This is a genomic window from Nocardioides panacis, assembly GCF_019039255.1.
In the GTDB taxonomy this organism is placed as follows: Bacteria; Actinomycetota; Actinomycetes; order Propionibacteriales; family Nocardioidaceae; genus Nocardioides_B; species Nocardioides_B panacis.
The window spans coordinates 59,989-81,079 of the sequence record NZ_CP077062.1 but is presented as its reverse complement, the minus strand read 5'-3'; the positions used below and the strand labels follow the sequence as shown (position 1 = coordinate 81,079).

At 69.1% G+C, this 21,091-nt stretch carries 15 protein-coding genes, 1 tRNA gene and 1 pseudogene; 6 read left to right on the top strand and 11 right to left on the bottom strand.

Features of this window, described 5'->3' with window-relative positions:
• The first annotated feature begins 322 nt into the window (after positions 1-322).
• The 5 genes from KRR39_RS00405 (at position 323) to KRR39_RS00385 (ending at position 5,407) form a co-directional block, all read left to right on the top strand.
• On the top strand, positions 323-1,003 hold the full coding sequence (locus KRR39_RS00405; RefSeq protein ID WP_216939874.1) for a CDP-alcohol phosphatidyltransferase family protein: 681 nt from the start codon (positions 323-325) through the stop codon (positions 1,001-1,003).
• A complete protein-coding gene (locus tag KRR39_RS00400; protein ID WP_216939873.1) occupies positions 1,000-2,568 on the top strand; it encodes an oligosaccharide flippase family protein in 1,569 nt (522 codons plus the stop codon). Before KRR39_RS00405 ends, KRR39_RS00400 begins: the two co-directional genes overlap by 4 nt.
• A 133-nt stretch (positions 2,569-2,701) precedes the next feature.
• Complete coding sequence (locus KRR39_RS00395) at positions 2,702-4,405, top strand: hypothetical protein (protein WP_216939872.1); 1,704 nt, start codon at positions 2,702-2,704, stop codon at positions 4,403-4,405.
• A gap of 4 nt (positions 4,406-4,409) precedes the next feature.
• The gene (locus tag KRR39_RS00390) at positions 4,410-4,859 is read left to right on the top strand and encodes a glycosyltransferase family protein (RefSeq protein ID WP_216939871.1); all 450 of its coding nucleotides are present in this window, start codon (positions 4,410-4,412) and stop codon (positions 4,857-4,859) included.
• A 26-nt stretch (positions 4,860-4,885) separates the two neighbouring features.
• A complete protein-coding gene (locus KRR39_RS00385) occupies positions 4,886-5,407 on the top strand; it encodes a glycosyltransferase (RefSeq protein WP_216939870.1) in 522 nt (173 codons plus the stop codon).
• Between the two features lie 33 nt (positions 5,408-5,440).
• On the opposite strand, the gene KRR39_RS00380 is transcribed toward KRR39_RS00385, so the two are convergent.
• The 11 genes and pseudogenes from KRR39_RS00380 to KRR39_RS00330 all read right to left on the bottom strand — a co-directional run bounded on the left by KRR39_RS00380 (position 5,441) and on the right by KRR39_RS00330 (position 20,267).
• Positions 5,441-6,646 carry an O-antigen ligase family protein gene (locus tag KRR39_RS00380; protein WP_216939869.1) on the bottom strand — a complete coding sequence of 402 codons (1,206 nt, stop codon included), beginning with the start codon at positions 6,644-6,646 and terminating at the stop codon, positions 5,441-5,443.
• A gap of 83 nt (positions 6,647-6,729) precedes the next feature.
• Positions 6,730-7,692: a glycosyltransferase family 2 protein gene (locus tag KRR39_RS00375; RefSeq protein ID WP_216939868.1), complete on the bottom strand. Its 963-nt coding sequence runs from the start codon at positions 7,690-7,692 to the stop codon at positions 6,730-6,732.
• 81 nt (positions 7,693-7,773) lie between these two features.
• On the bottom strand, positions 7,774-8,694 hold the full coding sequence (locus KRR39_RS00370; protein WP_216939867.1) for a glycoside hydrolase family 16 protein: 921 nt from the start codon (positions 8,692-8,694) through the stop codon (positions 7,774-7,776).
• Positions 8,695-8,822: 128 nt separating this feature from the next.
• Positions 8,823-10,283, bottom strand: coding sequence for a family 16 glycosylhydrolase (locus tag KRR39_RS00365; protein WP_216939866.1), 1,461 nt, complete (start codon positions 10,281-10,283; stop codon positions 8,823-8,825).
• A 270-nt stretch (positions 10,284-10,553) separates the two neighbouring features.
• Positions 10,554-14,069, bottom strand: coding sequence for a fibrinogen-like YCDxxxxGGGW domain-containing protein (locus tag KRR39_RS00360; protein ID WP_216939865.1), 3,516 nt, complete (start codon positions 14,067-14,069; stop codon positions 10,554-10,556).
• 223 nt (positions 14,070-14,292) lie between these two features.
• Entirely contained in the window at positions 14,293-15,399 is a 1,107-nt protein-coding gene (locus tag KRR39_RS00355; RefSeq protein WP_254185795.1) for a sugar transferase, read from the bottom strand.
• 625 nt (positions 15,400-16,024) lie between these two features.
• Positions 16,025-16,609, bottom strand: coding sequence for an aminoacyl-tRNA hydrolase (gene pth / locus KRR39_RS00350; protein WP_216939863.1), 585 nt, complete (start codon positions 16,607-16,609; stop codon positions 16,025-16,027).
• 65 nt (positions 16,610-16,674) lie between these two features.
• Complete coding sequence (locus KRR39_RS00345) at positions 16,675-17,373, bottom strand: 50S ribosomal protein L25/general stress protein Ctc (protein ID WP_216939862.1); 699 nt, start codon at positions 17,371-17,373, stop codon at positions 16,675-16,677.
• A 225-nt stretch (positions 17,374-17,598) separates the two neighbouring features.
• Positions 17,599-18,583: pseudogene (locus KRR39_RS00340) on the bottom strand (ribose-phosphate diphosphokinase).
• 43 nt (positions 18,584-18,626) lie between these two features.
• Complete coding sequence (glmU, locus tag KRR39_RS00335; RefSeq protein ID WP_302053529.1) at positions 18,627-20,147, bottom strand: bifunctional UDP-N-acetylglucosamine diphosphorylase/glucosamine-1-phosphate N-acetyltransferase GlmU; 1,521 nt, start codon at positions 20,145-20,147, stop codon at positions 18,627-18,629.
• Positions 20,148-20,184: 37 nt separating this feature from the next.
• A tRNA-Gln gene (locus KRR39_RS00330) sits at positions 20,185-20,267 on the bottom strand.
• A gap of 211 nt (positions 20,268-20,478) precedes the next feature.
• Between KRR39_RS00330 and KRR39_RS00325 the strand changes: the two genes are divergently transcribed.
• Positions 20,479-21,078: a TetR/AcrR family transcriptional regulator gene (locus KRR39_RS00325; protein WP_216942242.1), complete on the top strand. Its 600-nt coding sequence runs from the start codon at positions 20,479-20,481 to the stop codon at positions 21,076-21,078.
• Positions 21,079-21,091 lie beyond the last annotated feature (13 nt).

The following is a 21,091-nucleotide window of genomic DNA, read 5'->3' as shown; positions in this document are numbered from 1 at the left end:
ATAACGGCCCGCGACGTGTGCGGGCGCTAGTACATTAGCCGACCTGAGCGGCTGTTGTCATGCTGCTGAACCCGGCGGAAATCGCCCGCAGGACAAGAATCAGGAGGTCCACCGTGTCGAACAACGGGCCGGTCACTTGTGGTGGCCGATTCGCAGCGGTGCAGGAATCCCGCAAGAGCACCTCGGAACGCCCTGGTCGTACCGGGTTCGGCGTGCCGTCAGCCGCACCCCTCTCGTGAGCATCGTTCGGCCGGAGTCGGCCAGTGCTCGGTTCTCGGAAGCCCGGTCGCGACTGGGCGCAGCGCAGAAGTCGAGCGCCTCGGTGCCCGCGTACCTGCGGTTCGTGAACCGCAAGGCAGGCGGCTTCCTTGCGGCCCTGGGCCACGCCGCCGGGCTGACTCCCACTTCCGTGACCGTGATCAGCACGGCATGTTCCTTCTCCGGCATCGCGATCCTGATCCTGCACGACGCGTCAGTCGTCGCCGGCGTCGCAGTCTCGCTGCTGCTCCTTCTCGGCTACGCCCTCGACTCAGCAGACGGTCAGCTCGCGAGGGTGCAGGGCGGCGGCAGCAGGGCCGGCGAGTGGCTCGACCACGTGGCCGACATCGTGAAGATCACCACGCTGCACAGTGCCGTGGCGATCTCCATGCTGCGGTTCTTCGACCTGCAGTCGTGGTGGCCCCTGGCTGCCCCCGTGGTGTTCCTCGTCGCGAACGTGAGCCAGTTCTTCGGGATGATGCTGCGCGACAAGCTGGTCGCCACCGGGCAGGGTCCCCGTGCAGCACGCGCTGGAGGCGGTTCCTCCTCGGTCGCGGTGGCATGGGTGCTGCTCCCGCTGGACCACGGAACCCTGTGCCTGGCCATGCTGACATTGGGGGCGCACGCGGTCTTCCTCTGGTGCTACGCGTTCCTGGGCGCGTGCACGGCGGCCTTCGCTGTGCGCTCGCTCGCCCGGGCCTACCGGCAGCTGCTCGCTCTCGACCGTACCGACCGACAGGGATGAGCGTCGCAGACCCTTCTGCGCGGCAACCGGGAGGCGGCGCACTCGGTGCGGTGGCCCGCGGTGGCTCCTTCGCCGCCCTCGGCTCGGGCCTCGGCTCCGTGCTCGGGTTCGTCCTCACTCTGGTGGTGACGCGCGGTCTGTCGACGACCTCCGCGGGTCAGTTCTTCAGTGCGACCGCGGTGTTCATCGTCCTCCAGACGTTCTTGTCCTTCGGCGTCGGGGCCGGCCTCGTGCGCTTCGTCCCGCGGTTCCGCGCACTGGACCGACACGATGACGTCCCGGTCCTACTCGTCGCAGCGTTCGTTCCCGTTGCCACTCTCGGCGTCATCGGCTCCGTCGGTCTGTGGTTCGCCGCACCGACGCTGGCCGCGCGCATCGGCCACAACGACCCCGCTGCGGCGTTGGGCAGCTTCCGAGTGCTCGCGCTGCTGTTCTTGCCGGGGGTGCTGGAGGTCGCCGCAGTCGAGTGCACCCGGGCTTTCGGCAGCATCCGGAAGTACGTCCTGATCCAGCAGGTCGGCGTACCCGCGCTGCGACCGATGCTCGTCGGCCTCGGAGTGGCGGTCGGGGCTCCGCTGTGGGTGCTCGTGCTGGCGTGGATGGTGCCACTCGTCCTGGCTCTCACAGTGGCGACCTGCATCGTCGGTGCGAGCCTCAAGACCGAATACGGACGCCGTTTCGCCTGGCCTGCGCGGACCAGGACATGGGGTGAGATCGCTGCTGAGTACTGGCGCTTCACCGCCGCGCGTGGCCTCTCCAGCGTCATGGAGATCCTGATCAACTGGCTCGACGTCCTCCTGGTGGCGACGATGGTCTCAGCCACCCAGACAGCCATCTATGCGGCCGCCAGCCGGTTCGTCACCTCGGGGACGCTGGTCCTCCAGGCGTTGCGGCTCGCCATCGCCGGTGATGTCAGTGCTGCCCTGGCGCGGCGGGACAACGAGCGCGTCAGCGAGATCTACCACGTCGCCTCGCAGTGGGTGGTCCTGACCTCGTGGCCGCTCTACCTCACCATGGCGATCTTCGGCCCGACCGTTCTCCGCATCTTCGGTCCCTCCTACTCCGCCGGCGCCACTGCTCTCAGCGTGCTCTGCGGGGCAATGCTGCTGAACCTCGCAGCGGGCAATGTCGGGACGGTGCTGCTCATGGGCGGCAAGAGCACGTGGGTACTCGCCGACAAAGCGGCGAGCCTGGCGGTCAACATCGCCGCCAACCTGCTCCTCGTCCCCCGGTTCGGGATCACCGGCGCCGCGGTGGCATGGGCGCTGACCATCGTGCTCGACAGCACAGCGGCGTTCTGCCAGGTCCGGTGGGGCATGGGGATCGGTGGACGCCTCCGGGGCATCGTGGCCGCGGGCATGATCGCCCTAGGGTGCTTCGGACTCCTGCCGCTGCTGGGACGTGTCGTCTTCGGCAGCTCGCTGTCGACGATGCTCACCTGTGTAGGGCTGGGACTCGTCTTCTACCTGCCGCTGATCTGGATCGGTCGCGACCTGCTGGGTGTCCGAGTCCTCATCGAAGGTGTCACGAAGAAGGCTGCGCGTGTGGCCGACGGCTCATCCTGAGACGGCTACGCGACGTCATTCCGAGACTCTTCCGCGGCGGTTGGGAACTTCACGTACAATTCCCCCCCACGCCCTCCGCCGGAGGGGTCCTGCGGGGAGGTTGCGTGATTGCCGTGCTGACATGGGGCACTCGGTGACCGAACACACCGCAGGGGCTGGACGGCCAGTCGCTCCCGCGGCACAGCAGCCGCCACCGACCGCGACACTCGGGCAGTTCTTCAGCCTGTTCAGGCGCCGCCTCACTACCGTTGTCGCCTGCCTCCTCCTCGGTCTCACCCTCGCCGGCCTCCTGCTGATGGTGACGGCCAAGTCGTACGAGGCCACCGCGGTCGTGGACGTCTCCCCCGTCTTCGGCACCAGCAGCAGCTCGGACAGCACGTCGTCAACCACCACGATCACCGAGTCCCGGATCGCAGCGTCGACCTCGGTGTCCGAGATCGCCAAGCGCTCGCTCGGGTTCACGGGCACCCCCTCCGAGCTGGTGGAGCACGTCGTCGTCACGTCACCCCTGGACAGCCGGGTGCTGAACGTGACGTTCTCCTCGAGCACCCCGCAGGGAGCGGCAAACGGAGCCAACGCGTTCGCCAACGCGTATCTGGACTACCGCACGACCACTGTGCAGGACGCCGTGACGGCACGGGTCTCTCGTCTGAGCACCCAGATTGCCGACTACGAGAGGGCGATCGGCGCACTGAAGCGACCGCCGAGTGGGCAAGACGCCTCCCAATACCTCGCTCAGCGTGCCTCGTTCCAGAGGCAGATCCAGGGGCTGCAGGCTCAGATCAACACGTACCAGACCTCGGTCATCCAGCCCGGCAAGGTCGCTGGAGAGGCATCAGTTCCCTCCTCGGCCAGCGCACCCAAACCCTCCCTCTACATTGCGGGCGGCTTGCTCCTCGGGCTGGTACTTGGCCTGTTCATCGCCCTCTTCCTGGATCAGCGTGACGACATCGTGCACGATGCTGCGACGGCCGAGGAGGTCCTGGGCGCACCGGTCCTCGCGGAGACCTCGACCACCGGGTCACCTGGCACGTTCGCACCCTTGGCCGCTCCCGAGGGCGTCGAGGCCGACGCCTACCGGACGGTGGCGACAACTGTGGCGCCTGAGACCACCAGCCGCCAGGTGGTACTGGTCTGCGGCGCCGGTGCTGCGACACACGAGGCCGCAGCGTCCAACCTCGCCATCACTTTCGCCGCCCAGGGCCTGCGCACGGTCCTGGCCGGGACGCGTGCCGCCATGGACTCCGTCGCAGACGTGCTGGGCGTCGGCCCTGCTCCCGGAGGGGGTGGCTCGCTGATCTCTCGCCCGAAGGCGGTATCGGCGGCGCCCGTGGCCCATCTCACCCTGCTTTCCCTGGGCGACGAGATCTCGCTGGGAGCCACGCTTCGCGCCCACGGCGACAACCTCGCCGATGTGTTGTCCACGGCCGACGTCGTCGTGCTCGATTGTGTCAACATCACGTTCACGAGTGCGCTGCTTCGCCTGGGGAACATCGCCGACGAGGCAGTGATCATCATCCAGCGGAACCAGACCTCGTCGACGGAGCTCGAGCGAGTCGCTCACCACCTGGCCCAGGTGGGCACCACGGTGCTGGGCAGCATCCTGCTGAGCAGCCCGCCGCGCCGCCGCGGACGCCGCTCCTCGCCGGCCACACCGACCTCACCGGCCGCCCCCTCCGGGATCAACATCGATCGGTACGACATCGCCTCCCGCAACGCCTTCCGGCGGGAGGCTCCGGGCCGGGCACCCTCCTCCGACAGTGACGCATCCGCTGGAGAACGATCGTCGAAGAGCACCGGCGGGGTAGGCACCGCCTCCGCAAGAGCTCGACGGTAGCTCGATGCGCGTCCTTCTCACCTGCTCGACCGGGGGCCACCTGAGTCAGCTCTACGCCCTCAAACCGTGGTGGTCCCAGCACCAGCGCCGCTGGCTGACCTTCGACAAGCCGGATGCGCGATCGCTTCTGAAGGGCGAGTCGATCGGATGGGCATTCCATCCGACCACGCGCAACATCCCCAACCTGATCCGCAACTCCGGCGTGGCCATGCGAGAACTGCGCGACTTCCGTCCAGACGTCGTGGTGTCGACGGGTGCAGCCGTCGCCGTCCCAGTCTTCTACCTCGCAAGACTCATGGGCATCCGGACGGTGTATGTCGAGGTCTACGACCGTATCGACTCGGCCACCCTGACTGGCTCGATGTGCCGTCCGGTGGCGGACCTGTTCGCGGTCCAGTGGGACGAGCAGCTGAAGATGTACCCGACCGCCACCGTGATCGGGCCGTTGATGTGAGGAGCGAGTGTCGGCTCCGCGGCCTCGTGACGGTCGGCACGGACCACCACCGGTTCGACCGACTGATGGACTGGCTCGACGAGTGGAACAGCGTTCACCCAGGCCTTGTGCAGTGGACCGTCCAACACGGTTCGTCGCGAGCGCTCGCGGGGTTCCCGGGTTTCACGCTGAAGCCACATGCCGAGCTCCTCGACGACCTCCGGCAGGCCGACTTCGTGGTGACCCAAGGTGGGCCTGGCGGCATCATGGACAGCCGCGCATGCGGCTTGCTGCCTATCGTGGTCCCGCGGCTGGCACACCTCGACGAGGCGGTCGACGACCATCAGGTGGCATTCGCACGTCAGCTTGCCTCCACGGGTCGCATCGCGCTGGCAGAGTCGAGGTCCGAGCTGCACGCGCTGCTCGACCGGGCTGTCAGCTCACCTGAGCAGTTCTCAGTATCGGACGGGCCCAGCGACGTGACCCGCACGGTGGCGACGTTCCAGGCGCTTGTCGATGCGCTGGTCAACGACCGTCCAGCCCGCCGGTGGCCCCTGCACCGCCGGTGAGGCACCCTCAGGTGCCGCAACCCGCGCGCCGGATCACGTCGACAGCGACGACGAGCTGGCTCGGGGCTCGGCAGCCCACTCTCGTTGCTCGACGCTCCCACCGCGAAGGGCGAGTGCGGCGGCAACCATGGCCACGGTGAGCTGGATGCCGTCGTACCCGTAGAACGGGAACGTGAACAGCGCGACGACCAGGGTCGCATGGACCCAGAGCGAGCCCTGGCCCCGGGCCGGGATGCTCTTGATCGCCGCCCATGCGAACCACCCCACGAAGCAGGCCAGGGCGACGAAGCCGTAGCTGAACATCACGTTCCAGATCTGGCCCTGAGTGCCGATGGACACATCGACCGTCTCCGAGGGCAACGGAGCGCCGTGGCCGAAGAGAGGTGACTGGACGGCCCCGTCGAATGCCTCCCGGTAGATGGTCAGCCGGCCGACGTTGGATCCGCTGTAGTGCAGGCGTTCTGCGAGCAGCGCCCATACGCCCAGCGCTCCTGCCACCGCCACTCCGGTCGCAGTCGCGGCGAGTACGCCGAACAGAGGGAGCAGCTGTCCGCGCAGCGCCAGCCGTACGGCGACGTAGGCGAGCAGGAAGCCGAGCGCGAGGAACATGCCCCGGTTCAACGTCGCAAAGGCCGGCACGCAAGCGGCCGCGAGCAGCAGCATCAGCGTCACCCGCACCCGCGCCCGAGGCACGACCGTGATGGCGGCCGCCACGAGTGGGGTCAGCAGGGCGACGTTGCACCCCCAGCTGTTGGTGTACGGGAATGGTGCACTGGGACGGGAGAACGTGCGCGGCGAGCCATAGGGATGCTGCACCTCGGCGAAGGCCGGGTGTACCAGCGACTGCACGTACTCGTTGACCGCGATGCTGTGCGGCAGCAGGGACTCGGCAGGGGTGGTGAGACTGCCGTTGGGCAGCAGCACCCCGAGGTAGCCGCCGACAACCACGAAGCCGAAGAAGGCGCCCAGCGCGGTGAGCACTGCACGGTCGGTCAGCCTTTCCCGGGCGTTGTAGAGATAGACCAGGACGACGGTGGAACCGACATAATTGCCCAACCGCACGCCGAGGCCCACCAGCCGAGTCATCGTCGACAGCTCGAGGGCTGCCGCACACACCCAGACGACGAACCCGAGCCACAACCAGAAACCTCCGGGGATCTCCACCCTCCTCCGTTCAGCCAGGAGCAGAACCATCGGCACGGCGCTGAGCACGACAGCGAGAGCCGACAGCCCGAACATCCACCAGAGCGGATAGCCCAGGAAGAGCAGGTAGAGCGGCCAGGCTGGCAGTACGACCCCACCAACCCGGCTGGGTCCCACCGTCAGATCCCCCGCCCGAATCGGCGGGCGGTCGACAGCACACGCTCCGCGCTCATCAACCGGCTCGCCACCACGAGCGCCGCATAGCTCTGACGCGCCCGCCGCGACTTGCGCAGGGATCGCAGCGCGTAGGTAACCGCCAGCCGCCGATCCCCTAGAGCAGCCTGCGCGAAGGCGAGCTGCCCTTCGATGCGGGCCAGACCCGTCGGGTCATCACGGAACTCCGGAACCCGCTCGAGGAGGTAGAGCAGGGCGTCGTTGATGGTCTGCCAGCGGCTGGCGAAGAAGGACGAGTCGTGAAGGTACACGCGCGACTGGGGCTCCGGCACGCACGCAATCGGACCGACCCGCGCCGCGCGCAGCAGCAGCTCGTAGTCCTCTGCGTAGCCTCCGGGCAGCTCCTCGTCGACGAGCCCGATCCCGTCGAGCAGGGAGGAGCGCGGGACCAGGTACGTCGAGGCGTTCGCCTCTAGGTGCCGATTGTTCAGGAGGTCCTTGAAGGTCAGCAGCAGGGTGTCGGCCTGACGGGCGATCTCCTTGCCGCGGTAGGAGTACACGAAGCCGGATGCAGCTGCGCTGGCCTCGGGATGCGCGCGCAGCAGGGCCACCTGGGCGCGGAGCTTTCCGGGCAGCCATTCGTCGTCGTCGTCGCAGGAACCCACCAGCTCACCTCGCGCCGCCAGGTACCCGGTGTTGCGGTTGCCGGCGAGCCCGGGCGTGCGCCCGTTCACCAACAACCGCACGGTGCGGCCGGCTCGGGGACGCACGACCGGCTTCACCGGCTCCGTGCCGTCGAACACCACGAGGCACTCGATGTCGCCGGGGTAGTCCTGGTCGAGCACCGATTGGACGGCGCGCGCCAGAAGACCTGGACGGTCCTTCGTGGGGATGACCGCGGTCACCAAGGGCCACGAGTCTTCTTCAGATCGCCAGTCCGGTGTCTCCAGCGGCTCGGTCACGCTCATAGCCCTACGCCTTCCAGTTCGATGAACGAGGATGTCCGCACGGGTCTACGCGCACGGGTACCGCCGCCACCACCTCAGGAATCATCGCCACGTGTACACCTTGACCCAATCGACGACCATGTCGGCCGGGAACCGCGTAGCGGCGTCTGGAGCACCGGGGAACCGACCCCCGACGGCAAGATTCAGCCGGATGAAGAACTTGGCATCCAGGGCGCCATCGAGCCACGACGTCGTCGAGCGGTCACGCCGGAACGTCCGCTTGCCGTCGACGTACCAGTTGATGTAGCCAGCCCGCCACTCGACCGCGTAGGTGTGGAAGCCATCCGCGGGTCCGCCTGCGACCTCAGCCAAGTGTCCTTGCTGCGGATGGGTCCCCTGCACGTCGTACCACAGGGTCTGGTGGACAACGGTCGCCTCGGGGTCCTGAGGGTCTGCGGTCCCGATGGCTTCCATCGCGTCCACCTCGCCATCGGCCGGACCGCTGCTCGGGCGCATCCAGAAGGCGGGCCACAGCCCCTTGGACGCGCCCGCCGTCAGTGGCAGCTTGGCACGCATCGCGAACCTACCCTCACGCCACGATGCCTTGCCCTGGGTGCTGATCATCGCCGAGGTGTAGGAGCGGCCGGCCGGGAAGCGCTCGTCGTTGTCGCCGCACACGACAGGTGCGGACTCGCGGGCCGCACGCACGTGGAGCAGACCGTTGGCGACCAGGAGGTTCTCCGGACGGTCCATCAGGCAGGCCAGCTCCAAGTTGCCCTCACCGAACGTCGATTCGTTCTCGGCGGTCCACTTGGAACGGTCCAGGCTGGAGCCGTCGAAGTCGTCGGCCCAGCTCAGCCGCCAGCCCTCGCGGTGCCGCTGGCTTGGTTCGGAGCAGCCGCCGCTCGCCATCACCAGCAGTCCGGCCGCCAGCGCCCACAGGAGCCAACCGTGACGATGTCGCACCCGCACACGCTGGCGCAGCCACCATGAGCTCCGTTCGGTGATGTGTCGCAGCGGCACGCCTGCCACCGCACCACGACGTCGTGTCATCCATCGTCCCCCTGGCATGCGCGTGGCTCCGACCCTGCAGCGGGCCGGAGCAACGAGCATACGTCACGTCTGAGGTGGCATGACGACGAACCTAGTGGCTACCGCTGGTACACCCGGACGTAGTCGATGACGTAGTCGCTGGCGCCCAGGGGGGCGCCGATGACCGGCTTCTGGTAGTAGGCCGGCATGCTGCCACCGACCTGCAGGTTGAGCCGGATGTTCATCGGGGTGTCGAACGTGTCGTCCAACCAGGGAACCGTGGAGACCGTCTTGGAGAAGACCAGCCGGTCGTCGACGTACCACTGAACCGAGCCCGGCTCCCGGTCGACCGCGTAGGTGTGCCAGTCGCTGACGCTGCCGCTGGGCAGGACGTCCTCGTGCCCGAACCGGGCCATGTCACCGTTGGTGGACTGGTGGACGGTCTGCACGGTGCGGTTGCCCATGCCACCGACGGCCTCCATGATGTCGAGCTCGCCCAGGCCGCTGTTCTCACGCAGCCAGAAGGCCGGCCACATGCCCTGGGCGGCGGGCAGCTTGGCGCGCATCTCGATCCGCCCGTACTGCCAGGCTGCCTTGCCGATCGTGTCGAGGTAGCCCGAGGTGTACTGCCGGGTGGTGGACCCGACGGTGTAGGACTCCTTCAACGCTCGCAACGTCAGCGCCCCGTTGGAGACGAAGACGTTGTCGGGACGCGCGGTGACGATGGACTCCTCGTTGTTGGCCCACGAGTTGTTCCGGACGTTCCACTTGCTGCGGTCGATCGAGGAAAAGTCGTCGGACCAGACCAGGCGGTACCCGGCGGGCGCAGGGACCACCGGCGGAACCGGCGTCGTGGGAGCCGGCGTCGTGGGAGCCGGCGTTGTGGGAGCCGGCGTCGTGGGAGCCGGCGTCGTCGGGGCCGGCTTCGACGGGGGCGGCGTCGTGGGAGCCGGCTTCGTCGGGGCCGGCGTCGTGGGAGCCGGCTTCGACGGGGCCGGCGAGGAGACGACGACGAGAGTCGGGTCACTCACCACAAAGCTCTCGTGCGCCGGGAGGGTCCACGTCAGCATGTTGAGGTCCAGCGTCGCCCCGGACGTCTTGGCCGTGTACCGCACCGTGGCCTGAGCCCACCCCGGCGCCGAGGTAGCGCGTCGCGCCAGCGTGGGCTGGCGCCCCTTGACGCTGCGCATCCACCTGCTCGCCACCGCGGAGCCGCGATTCGTCGAACCGTCGTACTCCATGAGCCGAACGGCTGAGGACACGTCGGGGCTGGTGGCCTTGAGCCACACGCTTGCCCGGTAGACGGTGCCGGCCTTGGTGGAGGCGACGGTGTTGGTCTTGTCGTTGAGCGCGAGGGTCAGTGCCCCGTTGGTGGTGTTCGTCACCTTGATCCCGCGCCCGCCGTCGTGTCCGCCGACGACGGACAGGCGACCACCGGACTTCACCGTCCACGCCGCGGTGCCGTTGTCGAAGTTCGGGTCCTTCACCAGGTTGCCCCCGGACGGCGCGGCGACGGCTGTGGGGGATCCGCCGATCGTCGTCAGTATCAGCGCGGTCGTGACGGTGACAGCAGCGCCCACCGCCGTCGTCTTCCGGCGCCTCCGCTCGGCTCGCACACAGGACACTTCGATCACTCCTCGGGGTCGGTTATCCACATACATCGACCCACCGAGAGCGAACCTGTAGCCGAACTAGTCCGATTTGACTTACTACACCCCTTTTATTCTCTGGCGCTTGCCGTCTCCCACGGGTGGCGCTGCCGCGGCACGGCCGGCGGAAGACCACTGAGGATCGAGCACCGAAGCGCCACCCCTGGCGTCAACGGCTGTCGTCCGCAGTGTGGAGGGCCCTCAGGGAGCATCCATGATCAGTAGGTCGTCCAACGACACCGCCTTGGCCCCCACGTTGCTGGCACCTCGGACCACTGACACGAACAGCTGACCAGGTGCGGTTACCTTCGAGTCCGTGCTCACCGCCTCCCACTCGATGGGCTCGCTGCTGCCATCCGTCCAGATCTTGAACTGGATGGTGGACCCGCTGACGCGCAGCCGCAGCCACTGCTTGGCCGTGGTCACGGCTTGCGCCCCGGGGACCGACTGCACCGTGCTCGTGGTGCCACCGACGTTCGACTGCACGGTCACCGTGGAGGAGTTGGACTGAAGCTGCACGCCGTACCCGTTCTTCGGCCGGTAGGCGTTCTGCCAGCCTCCGGATCCCCGCAGGTAGACACTCAGGTAGCTCAGCGCGGTGTTGGAGGACCAGCTGAACGAGGTCACGAGATCGCTGTCTGACCGGGCAGCCAGCGCCGTCAGCTGGGTCCGCGCATAGGACCCGGCGACGTCGTCGACAGCCATACGACCAGCACCGGACTGGGAGTCCACCGTGCCGCTGGCGGTGCTCGACGTCCAGTCAGGAGACCACGCCGCCCCGTCCGCGCCGGGCCACGAATAGGTGTACAGCGCGGGCGGCCTTGTGTCTGTTGCCACCGACAAACCGTCAGTGGACGGGCTCACGTTGCCGGCGGCATCCACTGCTTGCGCCGTGTAGATGTACGTGGTCCCGGCGGAGAGACCGGTGTCGGTGTAGCTGAGCTGACCCGTCTGTGCGACAACGACGCCGTCGCGCAACACCTTGTAACCCGAGACCGCGCGGTCGTCCGAAGCGGCCGACCAGCTCAGGCTTGCCGAGGTCGTGGTGGTTCCTTTCAGGGTCAATGCCCCGGGGGCGCTGGGTGGCGTGGTGTCCGCCGGCACATCGACACTGACGGCATCGGACGAGCCCGTGTTGCCCGCAGCGTCTCGAGCCACCACCTGCAACGTGTGGGACCCGATCGTGGTGGCCGTCCAGCGGAACGTGTACGGCGCTGCAGTGACCGACCCCTGGACCGCACCGTCCACCAGCAGGCTCACCGAGGAGACGGCGCGGTCGTCAGCGGCGGTGGCGGTGACAGTGACCGGTCCGTAGACGGAGTCGCCGTTCGACGGGCTGGTGATCGACGCCGTCGGTGCGGTGGTGTCCAGCCCTTGCATCGTGACCATCGCGGTCGTTGCCGAGCGGTTGCCACCGTCATCGATCGCCCGGACCCAGTAGTTGGCCGGGGTCGCACCGGTGGTGTCGATGTAGGACAACCCTGTCGTCGTCGCTATCACCCGGTCGCCGCGCAGCACCTCGTAGCGCACGGTCCCCGAGTTGTCGGTCGCGCCCGTCCAGCTCAGCTTGGTCCCACCGGTGGTGGCGCTCGCGGCCGCGAGACTCCCGGGCACGGTGGGCGCTGTGGAGTCGCGAGGGCAGAACTTGCCGAACCCGCCGAGCCACTGGTAGCCGGTGCTCTGGTAGGAGCCTTGCGTGAAGTCGCCACCGAACCAGAGGCAGCCGTTCGAGTCCGGGGTCAGCTCCCAGCCGCCGATGCCCGACCGGGTCTTCAACGCGCCGGGGAAGAAGTCCGGCAGGTACTCACCGGTCTCCTCGTCCCACGCGCCGATGTACTGGATGTTGTTCACGTCGGAGGCGTACGGGATCGGGTTGTCGTAGTGCAGGTCGTTCGAGTAGGTGTAGTTGCCGCAGTGACAGCTCGCGTAGACGACCCCCTCGTGGATCCCGATCGCCTGGATGTCGCCGCCGGACTTCGTGATGTCGGAGCTCTTGAGCGAGTAGTCGCTGCGGTCGTACTGACCCAGGACGTGCTGCGAGCCGCCCTGCCAGACGTAGCTGCCGCCCTCCTTGACCGCCTGCTGGTACGTCGAGGTACCGGAACCGATGCTGGGCTTCCACGCCGCGAGGCCGGTGACGGAGGCCGCGCCCGCGGCGGTGCTCACCACGCCCATGTTCTTGGAGGCCACCCCGTTGACGTTGTTGAAGTAGCCGGAGAAGTAGACCCGGTCACCTCGGGCGCTGGCGTCGAGCTCGATGACCGAGCCGTCGAAGTTGGGCTTCCAGGTGCCGTCGGGCTGGCCGTCGGACACGCGGAGGCGGGCGGCTCGACCGACGGTGACCGGCCCCTTGACAGGGGTGCCACCGGTGACCCGGTTGAAACGGCCACCTATGTAGAGCCAGCCGTCCTGGTAGTCGATCGCCTTGACCTGGGGGCCGGGGCTTCCGGTGTCCGCGGTGACGTAGTCCACCGACGCGTTCCACGTCGTGACCGTGGCGCCGGTGATCGGGTCGAGCTCGGTGATGCCGGCCTTGCCGGTGGCACCGTTGACCGAGGTGAACTCGCCACCCACCACCAGGTTGCCGTCGGGAGTCGCCTGGAGGTCCCACACCCGGTTGTCCAGCGCGGGTCGGAAGCTGGACAGCCACTCCCCCGTGTTGACGTCGAAACCTGCCAACCACGGCTGGGCCACCTGCTCGCCAGGTGCCGGGTCGGCGCCCTTCTGCACGTACTGGAAGCCACCTCCGACGTACATCACGTTGCCGATCTGGGCGAACGCCTCGACCTCCATGTTGAGCTCGCTGGTCGCACCGACGATGCCGGTGACTCCCCACGGGGTGTTCGGCGACGTGGCCGAGGAGGCGAGCGGACGCACCGTGCTGGCCGGCAGGCCTGCGGGGTCGACAGGCGTGAAGGTGGAGCTCGTGATCTTCGGCCGCAGCCACACCTGGGCGAAGGGCAGCGCGCCGTTCTCGCTGCCGTCCTGCCACAGGTAGCTCGTGGCGTTGTTCTGCCCGGCCACCGTGCTGGCCTTCGCGGAGCCGTCGCCGTAGGCGAAGCCCATCTTGTAGTCGTGCTTGGCCGACTCGGTGGTGTACAGGCGCAGCAGTCCCTTGTCGCCGTTGGCAGCCCAGGACTGGGTGTTGCCGCCGGGGTAGCTCACCCCGTTGACGGAGACGCCCGAGGTGAGGACACCGCCCCCGAACGACCACGTCCAGCCACGACGGTTGGACGGCTTGATTCGCATCTCCTGAAAGGCGGTGCCGGCGATGTTCGTCGCCCGGCGCACTCGGATGCCGTCGGGAAGGCCATCCACCCGCCCGCCCCCCAGCAGTCCCTCGATGGTGGCCGACGACAGGGTGGCGGGAGCGAAGGCCCCGGTGCCGCTCGGCGTGTTTCGCAGGGCTGCTTCGCTGCCCTGACCGCCGTAGGCCCAGGTCCAGCCGTCGCGGCCGCGGCCTGCCAGGACCCAGCCCCCGCCGTCGGTCGTCATGTCGCAGTAGAACTGCCTCGGCGCGATCAGTTGGGCGGTCTGGAGCCAGTAGACACCGTCGGCGCTGGCCAGGTTCTGCTGCTTGATCGCCCAGCACGAAGGCGCTGCGAGCGAGGACTGGGAGCCGTCGAGCACCACGGGGGTATCCGCGATCGCCGGCGCTGGGCCGAGCACGACCACGCCCCCGAGCAGCATGGTGGCGGCAGCAACTGCTGCGGCCATGTCCCGGACGCGCCAGCGCAGGCGCGCACGCCCGCTGCGGAATCGGACGTGCGTCCTGGGGGCGGGAGTGCGATCGTTCATGAAGACTTCCTTGTGAACAGGGCTGCGTCCCCGCAGGTTCCAACGCGGTCGGACGAGGTGACGATTCGGAGTGCCCGGCGGCACGGTGTCGATGGAACGCGTTCACGAGACAGCAAGCTCGCGGCGCCTCCTGGGTGTGCGATCAATAGGCACCGCGAGCCTGCATGACGGCGACCACCGTCCGCGCGGCGATCGCCAGGTCGTCAACCATCCGCCAGTTGTCCGCGTAGTACAGGTCCAACCGCACTGCCTGGTCCCACGTGAGGTCGGAGCGCCCGCTGACCTGCCACAGCCCCGTGATGCCGGGCAGCACCGCCAGGCGGCGCAGCTCGGCCGGGTCGTACGTCGCGACCTCGGCCGGCAGTGCCGGACGCGGCCCGACCAACGACATGTCCCCGCGAAGCACGTTCCACAGCTGTGGGAGCTCGTCGAGCGAGGAGCGGCGGAGCAGGTAGCCGACCCGCGTGACCCGGGGATCGCGCCGGATCTTGAACAGCGTGCTGTCCATCTCGTTCTCGGACACGAACTCGGCCAGCCGCGCCTCGGCGTCGGTGTGCATGCTCCGCATCTTGTACATCCGGAACGGCACGCCGTCGCGCCCGACGCGGTCCTGCACGAAGAACCCTGGACCGCGCGAGTCCACCCGGACCGCGGCCCACATGACCACCAGCACGGGGGACGCCAGTACCAGCAGGACCAGCGCACCTACCCGGTCGAAGGCCATCTTGGCGAACCGACTGGGGACGCCGGCCCTCGACACCGCGAGGTCGATGACCGACTCGCCCGCCAGCGAGCGGAGGTGCATCCTGTGGCGGGCCACGGCAGCGATCGGGACGGCAATGCTCAGCGTGACCGGGAGGCTCTCGAGGTCCCAGGTCAGGGAGCGGACGTCGTCGGTGTCCACCGCCAGGCCGGGCACCACGACCACAGCGTCCGCACCGACCTCGGAGGCCAGCTCGGCGACCCGGTCGAGGCTGCGGACGGTAGGGACCGGCAACGGGGCGTCGACCGTCAGGGTGCGCTCGCCGGCGACGATGCCCGCGCCTACGAGCAGGACGGAGCCGTCGGTCGCCACGTGAGCGGCGTAGGCCTCCACGTCGGAGCGCGTCCCGACCAGGACCAACCTCTGAGGAGCCGCCGCACGCCCCTGCTGGAGGACAGCCAGCACGCTGCCGCCGGCCGAGAGTGCCAGGGCGGGGAAGGCCAGGCGGACATCGTCCAGAGGCACCACACCGCCGACGGCCACCATCGCCAGCACCCCCCGAGCGTCGTGGCCCGGCGACGGAGGCCGCGCACCCGAGCAGCGGTCGACGGGTGCCGCGCACCGCCGAACTCGGAGGTCAGGGCGAGGGTCGCCCACACGGCCGACATGACCGTGGCGCCCACGAAGGCACCGGTCTCACCGACCCACCCGGCGAGCAGCACGGCAGGTACCGCCAAGAGGAGTCCGCCCGCAGCGGGCCGCCATCCGACGGGACGCGAGGAGCTGCCGAGGACCGAGCGGAGTGCTGGACGGTTCGTCCCCACGACCGGCCCGGCCGTGTCGATCGGGCGTGACGCATCGAGCGATGTCACCGAACTCATGGAACCCCCCCGGAACCGTGTTCGCGCATGGAGAGGGCGGCACAAGTCGTGCACGGGAGATCCCTACGACCGTCTGCACCCGAGGTTGACGCAGGGGTTCCGGAACGAGAAGCGCTGCCCCCAGCGAGTCTGTCGGCCCTCCCCCCGGAGAACCGTGACTCGTATCTTCGAGGAGTCCAGGACGCTAAGCAAGGTTGCACAGGTAAAGGCCTGAAAGATGGCTATATCGGACTATGCACTGAGGCGCTCGCGACACCGGGCGGCCTCTACAAACGAGCCGAACGTCCGGTTTAGCTGTTGAACACGTTCTGGGTGCGCTCCAGGCCCTCGGTGAGCAGCGACTCGACGGCGTCGGCGGCCCGGTCCACCTGGAACGGCAGGATCTTGCGCTCGACGTTGGAGTAGTCCTGGAGCACGAAGTCGGCCGGCGCCATCCGACCCGGGGGCCGGCCGATGCCGACGCGCACCCGGTAGAACTCGCCGGAGTCCAGGGACTTGCGCATCGAGCGCAGCCCGTTGTGGCCGTTGTCGCCGCCGCCGACCTTGACCCGCAGCGTGTCGAACGGGATGTCCAGCTCGTCGTGCACCGCGACGATCCGCACGACCGGGACCTTGTAGAACTTCGCCAGCGCGGAGACCGGTCCCCCGGTCTCGTTCATGTAGCAGCGCGGCCGCGCCAGCACGACGCGGACGCCGCCCGGGCCGCCGAGCCGTCCCTCGACGACGTCGGCACGCCCGGTCTTGTGGGACTTGAACGTCCCGCCCACCCGGCTGGCCAGCTCGTCGTTGACCAGGTAGCCGATGTTGTGCCGGTTCCCGGCGTACGACGGGCCGGGGTTCCCGAGCCCCACGACCAACCAGACTGGTTCGGTCATCGGCAGCTCACGGGATCCCCGGCCCTCTCGTGTGGTCAACGACTGTCGTACGGCGCTACGCCAGGTCAGTCGTCGGACTTGTCGCCCTCGGCGGACTCGCCCTCGCCGGACTCCTCGCCCTCGGCGGCCTCGGCGGCCTCCTCGTCGGACTCGTCACGCTCGATGCCGACCTCGGCCTCGGCCTCGGCGAGCTCCTCCTCGACCTCCGCGGCGGTCGGGGCGTGCGTCACGTTGATGACCAGCGCGTCCTCGTCGAGCAGGACCGTCGAGCCGGCCGGGACCGAGAGGTCCTTGGCCAGGATCTGGTCGCCGACCTTGGCGCCCTCGATCGAGACCTCGACGTACTCGGGGATGTGCGTGGCCTCGGCCTCGACGGTGATCGTCGAGATCTCGGTGACGATCAGCGCGTCGGGGTCGGCCTCGCCCACGAGGTGGACGGGGATCTCGACGGTGACCTTCTCGCCCTTGCGGACGATCAGCAGGTCGAGGTGCTCCAGGAAGCCCCGGATCGGGTCCTTCTGGATCTGCTTGGGCAGCGCCATCTGCTCGGCGCCGTCGAAGGTGATCGTCAGCAGGGCGTTCGCGCCGCCGTGCTTGAGGGCCAGCATCGTGTCGTGGCCCGGCAGGGTGATGTGGACCGGGTCGGTGCCGTGACCGTAGAGAACGGCGGGCACCTTGTTGGCGCGCCGGATGCGGCGGGCCGCGCCCTTGCCGAACTCGGTGCGGGACTCTGCGGTGATGTTGCTGTCGGCGCTCTGGGCCACGGGACTTGCTCCTCAGCTGATCTGGACACGTCTTCTGCACGGTGTGCACGTCGGGTGCTGCTCAGCTGGGGAGAGGCGCCGCAAGACCTGGGCGCGACCACACGGTCGGAGACCGGGCCGGACCACGTCGATCACGGAGCTGAAGCTCTCCCTCGCCGAGGCAACTGCCCGAGTCTAGCGACGCCGGCGGGTCCACGCGAATCCGGTGCAGACCCGGGCCGGCCGCTACTGCGCGTGGCCGTCGAACAGGCTGGTGACCGAGCCGTCCTCGAAGACCTCGCGGATCGCCCGGCTGATCAGCGGCGCGATGGAGAGCACCGTGAGCTTGTCGAACTGGCGCTCCGGCGGGATCGGCAGCGTGTTGGTGACGACCACCTCGACCGCCGAGCAGTTCTTCAGCCGGTCGACGGCCGGGTCGGAGAGGATCGCGTGGGTCGCGGCGATGATCACGCCTGCGGCGCCGTCGTTCATCAGCGCCTCGGTGGCCTTCACGATCGTGCCGCCGGTGTCGATCATGTCGTCGACCAGCACGCAGATCCGGTCCGTCACGTCACCGACGACCCGGTTCGCCACCGACTCGTTGGGCCGGTTCACGTCGCGGGTCTTGTGGATGAAGGCCAGCGGGGCGCCCCCCGAGCCGGCTGGACCACTGCTCGGCGACCTTGATCCGGCCGGCGTCCGGGGACACGACCGCGAGCTTCTCGTTGCCGTACTTCGCGCGCACGTGCTCGGAGAGGATCGGCAGCGCCATCAGGTGGTCGACCGGACCGTCGAAGAAGCCCTGGATCTGCGCGGTGTGCAGGTCCACGGCGATCAGCCGGTCGGCGCCCGCGGTCTTGAACAGGTCGGCCATCAGCCGGGCCGAGATCGGCTCGCGGCCCCGGTGCTTCTTGTCCTGGCGGGCGTAGCCGTAGAACGGCATCACCACGGTGATCCGCTTGGCCGACGCCCGCTTGAGCGCGTCGACCATGATCAGGTGCTCCATGATCCACTCGTTGACCGGAGCCGTGTGGCTCTGGATCACGAACGCGTCCGAGCCGCGCACGGACTCCTCGAACCGGACGTAGATCTCGCTGTTCGCGAACTCGTAGGCCGACGTCGGCACCAGGCCGGTGCCGAGCATCTCCGCGACCTCCTCGGACAGCTCGGGATGTGCCCGGCCGCTGAAGACCATCAGGTTCTTCTCGGTCGTCCGCTTCAGTCCGCTCACGACGGAACTCTCCTGTGCTTTGGCCGATGGGGGGAATGCCTGGCTACTCGGATTGTGCCCCGGAGTCGTCGTCCCGGGCCAACCCGGTGGGGTCCGTGTGAGACGTCGCACTCGCGGCGAGCGCTGCCTCGGCCGCCGCGGCCATCGGCGTGCCGGCCCGCTTGCGCAGGGTCCAGCCCGGAATCTCCCGCTGGGGACCGGCCGACACCGCCAGCGCGCCGGCGGGCACGTCCCGCCGTACGACGGTCCCGGCACCCGTGGCCGCGCCGTCGCCGACCTCCACCGGGGCGACGAACGTGTTGTTCGAGGCGGTCCGGGCCTGCTTGCCGATCTTGGTGCGGCTCTTCGTGACGCCGTCGTAGTTGGCGAAGATCGTGCCGGCGCCGATGTTGGCACCCGCACCGATCTCGGCGTCCCCGACGTAGGAGAGGTGCGGCACCTTGGCGCCGTCGCCGATCTGGGCGTTCTTGGTCTCCACGAAGCCGCCGATCTTGCCGCCGGCCCCGAGCTCGGTGCCGGGCCGGAGGTAGGAGAACGGCCCGACGCTCGCCCGCGCCCCGATCACCGCCAGCTCGCCGTGCGTGCGGACGACCTTCGCGCCGGGACCGACCTCGACGTCCTTGAGCGTGCAGTCCGGTCCGACGACGGCGTCCTCGCCGACCACCGTCGCGCCGAGCAGCTGCACCCCGGGCAGGATCGTCACGTCCCGCTCCAGCACCACGTCGGCGTCGATCCAGGTGGTCGCCGGGTCCACCACCGTCACCCCCGCGCGCATCCAGCGGTCCAGGACCCGGCGGTTCAGCTCGGCGCCCAGCCCGGCCAGCTGGGCGCGGTCGTTGACGCCCTCGGTCTGCATCACGTCGACGATCCGGTGCGCCCCGACGGCCCGGCCGTCCCCGCGGGCGATGTGCACCACGTCGGTGAGGTAGTACTCGCCCTTGGCGTTGTCGTTGGTGATCCGGGCCAGCGCGTCGGCCAGGAAGGCCCCGTCGAAGGCGAAGATGCCGCTGTTGATCTCGCGCACCGCCGCCTGCTCGGGGGTGGCCTCCTTCTCCTCGACGATCGCGGTGACCGCCCCCGACTCGTCGCGCAGGATCCGGCCGTAGCCGAACGGGTCGGGCACCTCGGCGGTCAGCACCGTGACGGCCTGCCCGGCCGCCGCGTGCGCCTCGACCAGCCCGGTGAGCGTCTCGCCCTGCATCAGCGGGGTGTCCCCCGCCATCACCACGACCACCCCGTCCGTCGTACCGGCGGCCTCGCGGAGCGCGTCCAGGGCGACGCGGACCGCGTGCCCGGTGCCCTCCTGGGTCTCCTGCACGGCCAGCAGCGCGCTCGGCACCTGCTCGAGGATGTGCGGGCCGACCTGCTCCCGGCTGTTGCCGACCACCGCGACGAGGTACGCCGGCTCGACGTGCAGCGCCGCGGTGAGCACGTGGCCGATCATGCTGCGGCCGCCGACCGGGTGCAGCACCTTCATCAGCTTGGACCTCATCCGGGTCCCGTTGCCGGCGGCGAGCACCACCACGGCTGCGGGACGGGGGTGCTGCGGGGCCGGGTCGGTCACGGTCTCTCCTGCCGATCGGGGACGCTGGACTGAGCACTGGCTCCCCGGGTAGGAGTCGAACCTACGTCGCTTTATCCGCATTCAAAGTGCGGCGGGCCCTACCGACAGACCAACCGGGGACTGCATCGGGAACGCGGCCAAGAGTAGGGCCCGGCCGCCGGTGGGCGCACGTCCCGCGCCTGGGACACCTAGGAACTTACGGTTGCGTAGGTTACGTTCGCGTCGGTAGCCCCGACCTCCTGAGGACCCCATGACGCCACCGTCCACCCCTGCGAGCGACGGCGGGGAGCTGCCCGACGAGACGCTGGGCCGTCGTCCGGCGCGCAGCCGGATGACGGCGGCGCAGCGGCGCGAGCAGCTCATCGGGACTGCCCGCGGGCTGTTCGCGCAGCGCGGCTTCGACGGCACGTCGGTCGAGGAGGTCGCGGCCCGCGCCGGGGTCTCCAAGCCGGTGGTCTACGAGCACTTCGGCGGCAAGGAGGGGCTGTACGCCGTGGTGGTGGACCGCGAGGTGCGCAGCCTGCTCGCGCTGATGCAGGAGTCGCTGACCGGCGGGCACCCACGCGTGCTGCTGGAGCAGGCCACCCTCGCGCTGCTCGACTACATCGAGCAGTCCTCGGACGGCTTCCGGATCCTGGTCCGGGACAGCCCGGTCGGCTCGGCGTCCGGCTCGTTCGTCTCGATCATCGGGGACGTCGCCTCCCGGGTCGAGCACATCCTGGCCGCGGAGTTCACCGCCCGCGGCCTCGACGACCGGGCCGCTCCGATGTACGCCCAGATGCTGGTCGGGATGGTCGGTACGACGGGCCAGTGGTGGCTCGACGCCCGGGAGCCGTCCAAGGACGTCGTCGCGGCGCACCTGGTGAACCTGGCCTGGCACGGGCTGGCCGGGCTGCAGCCCGCGCCGACGCTGCGCTCGCGCACGCCATAGCCGGACCGGCTCC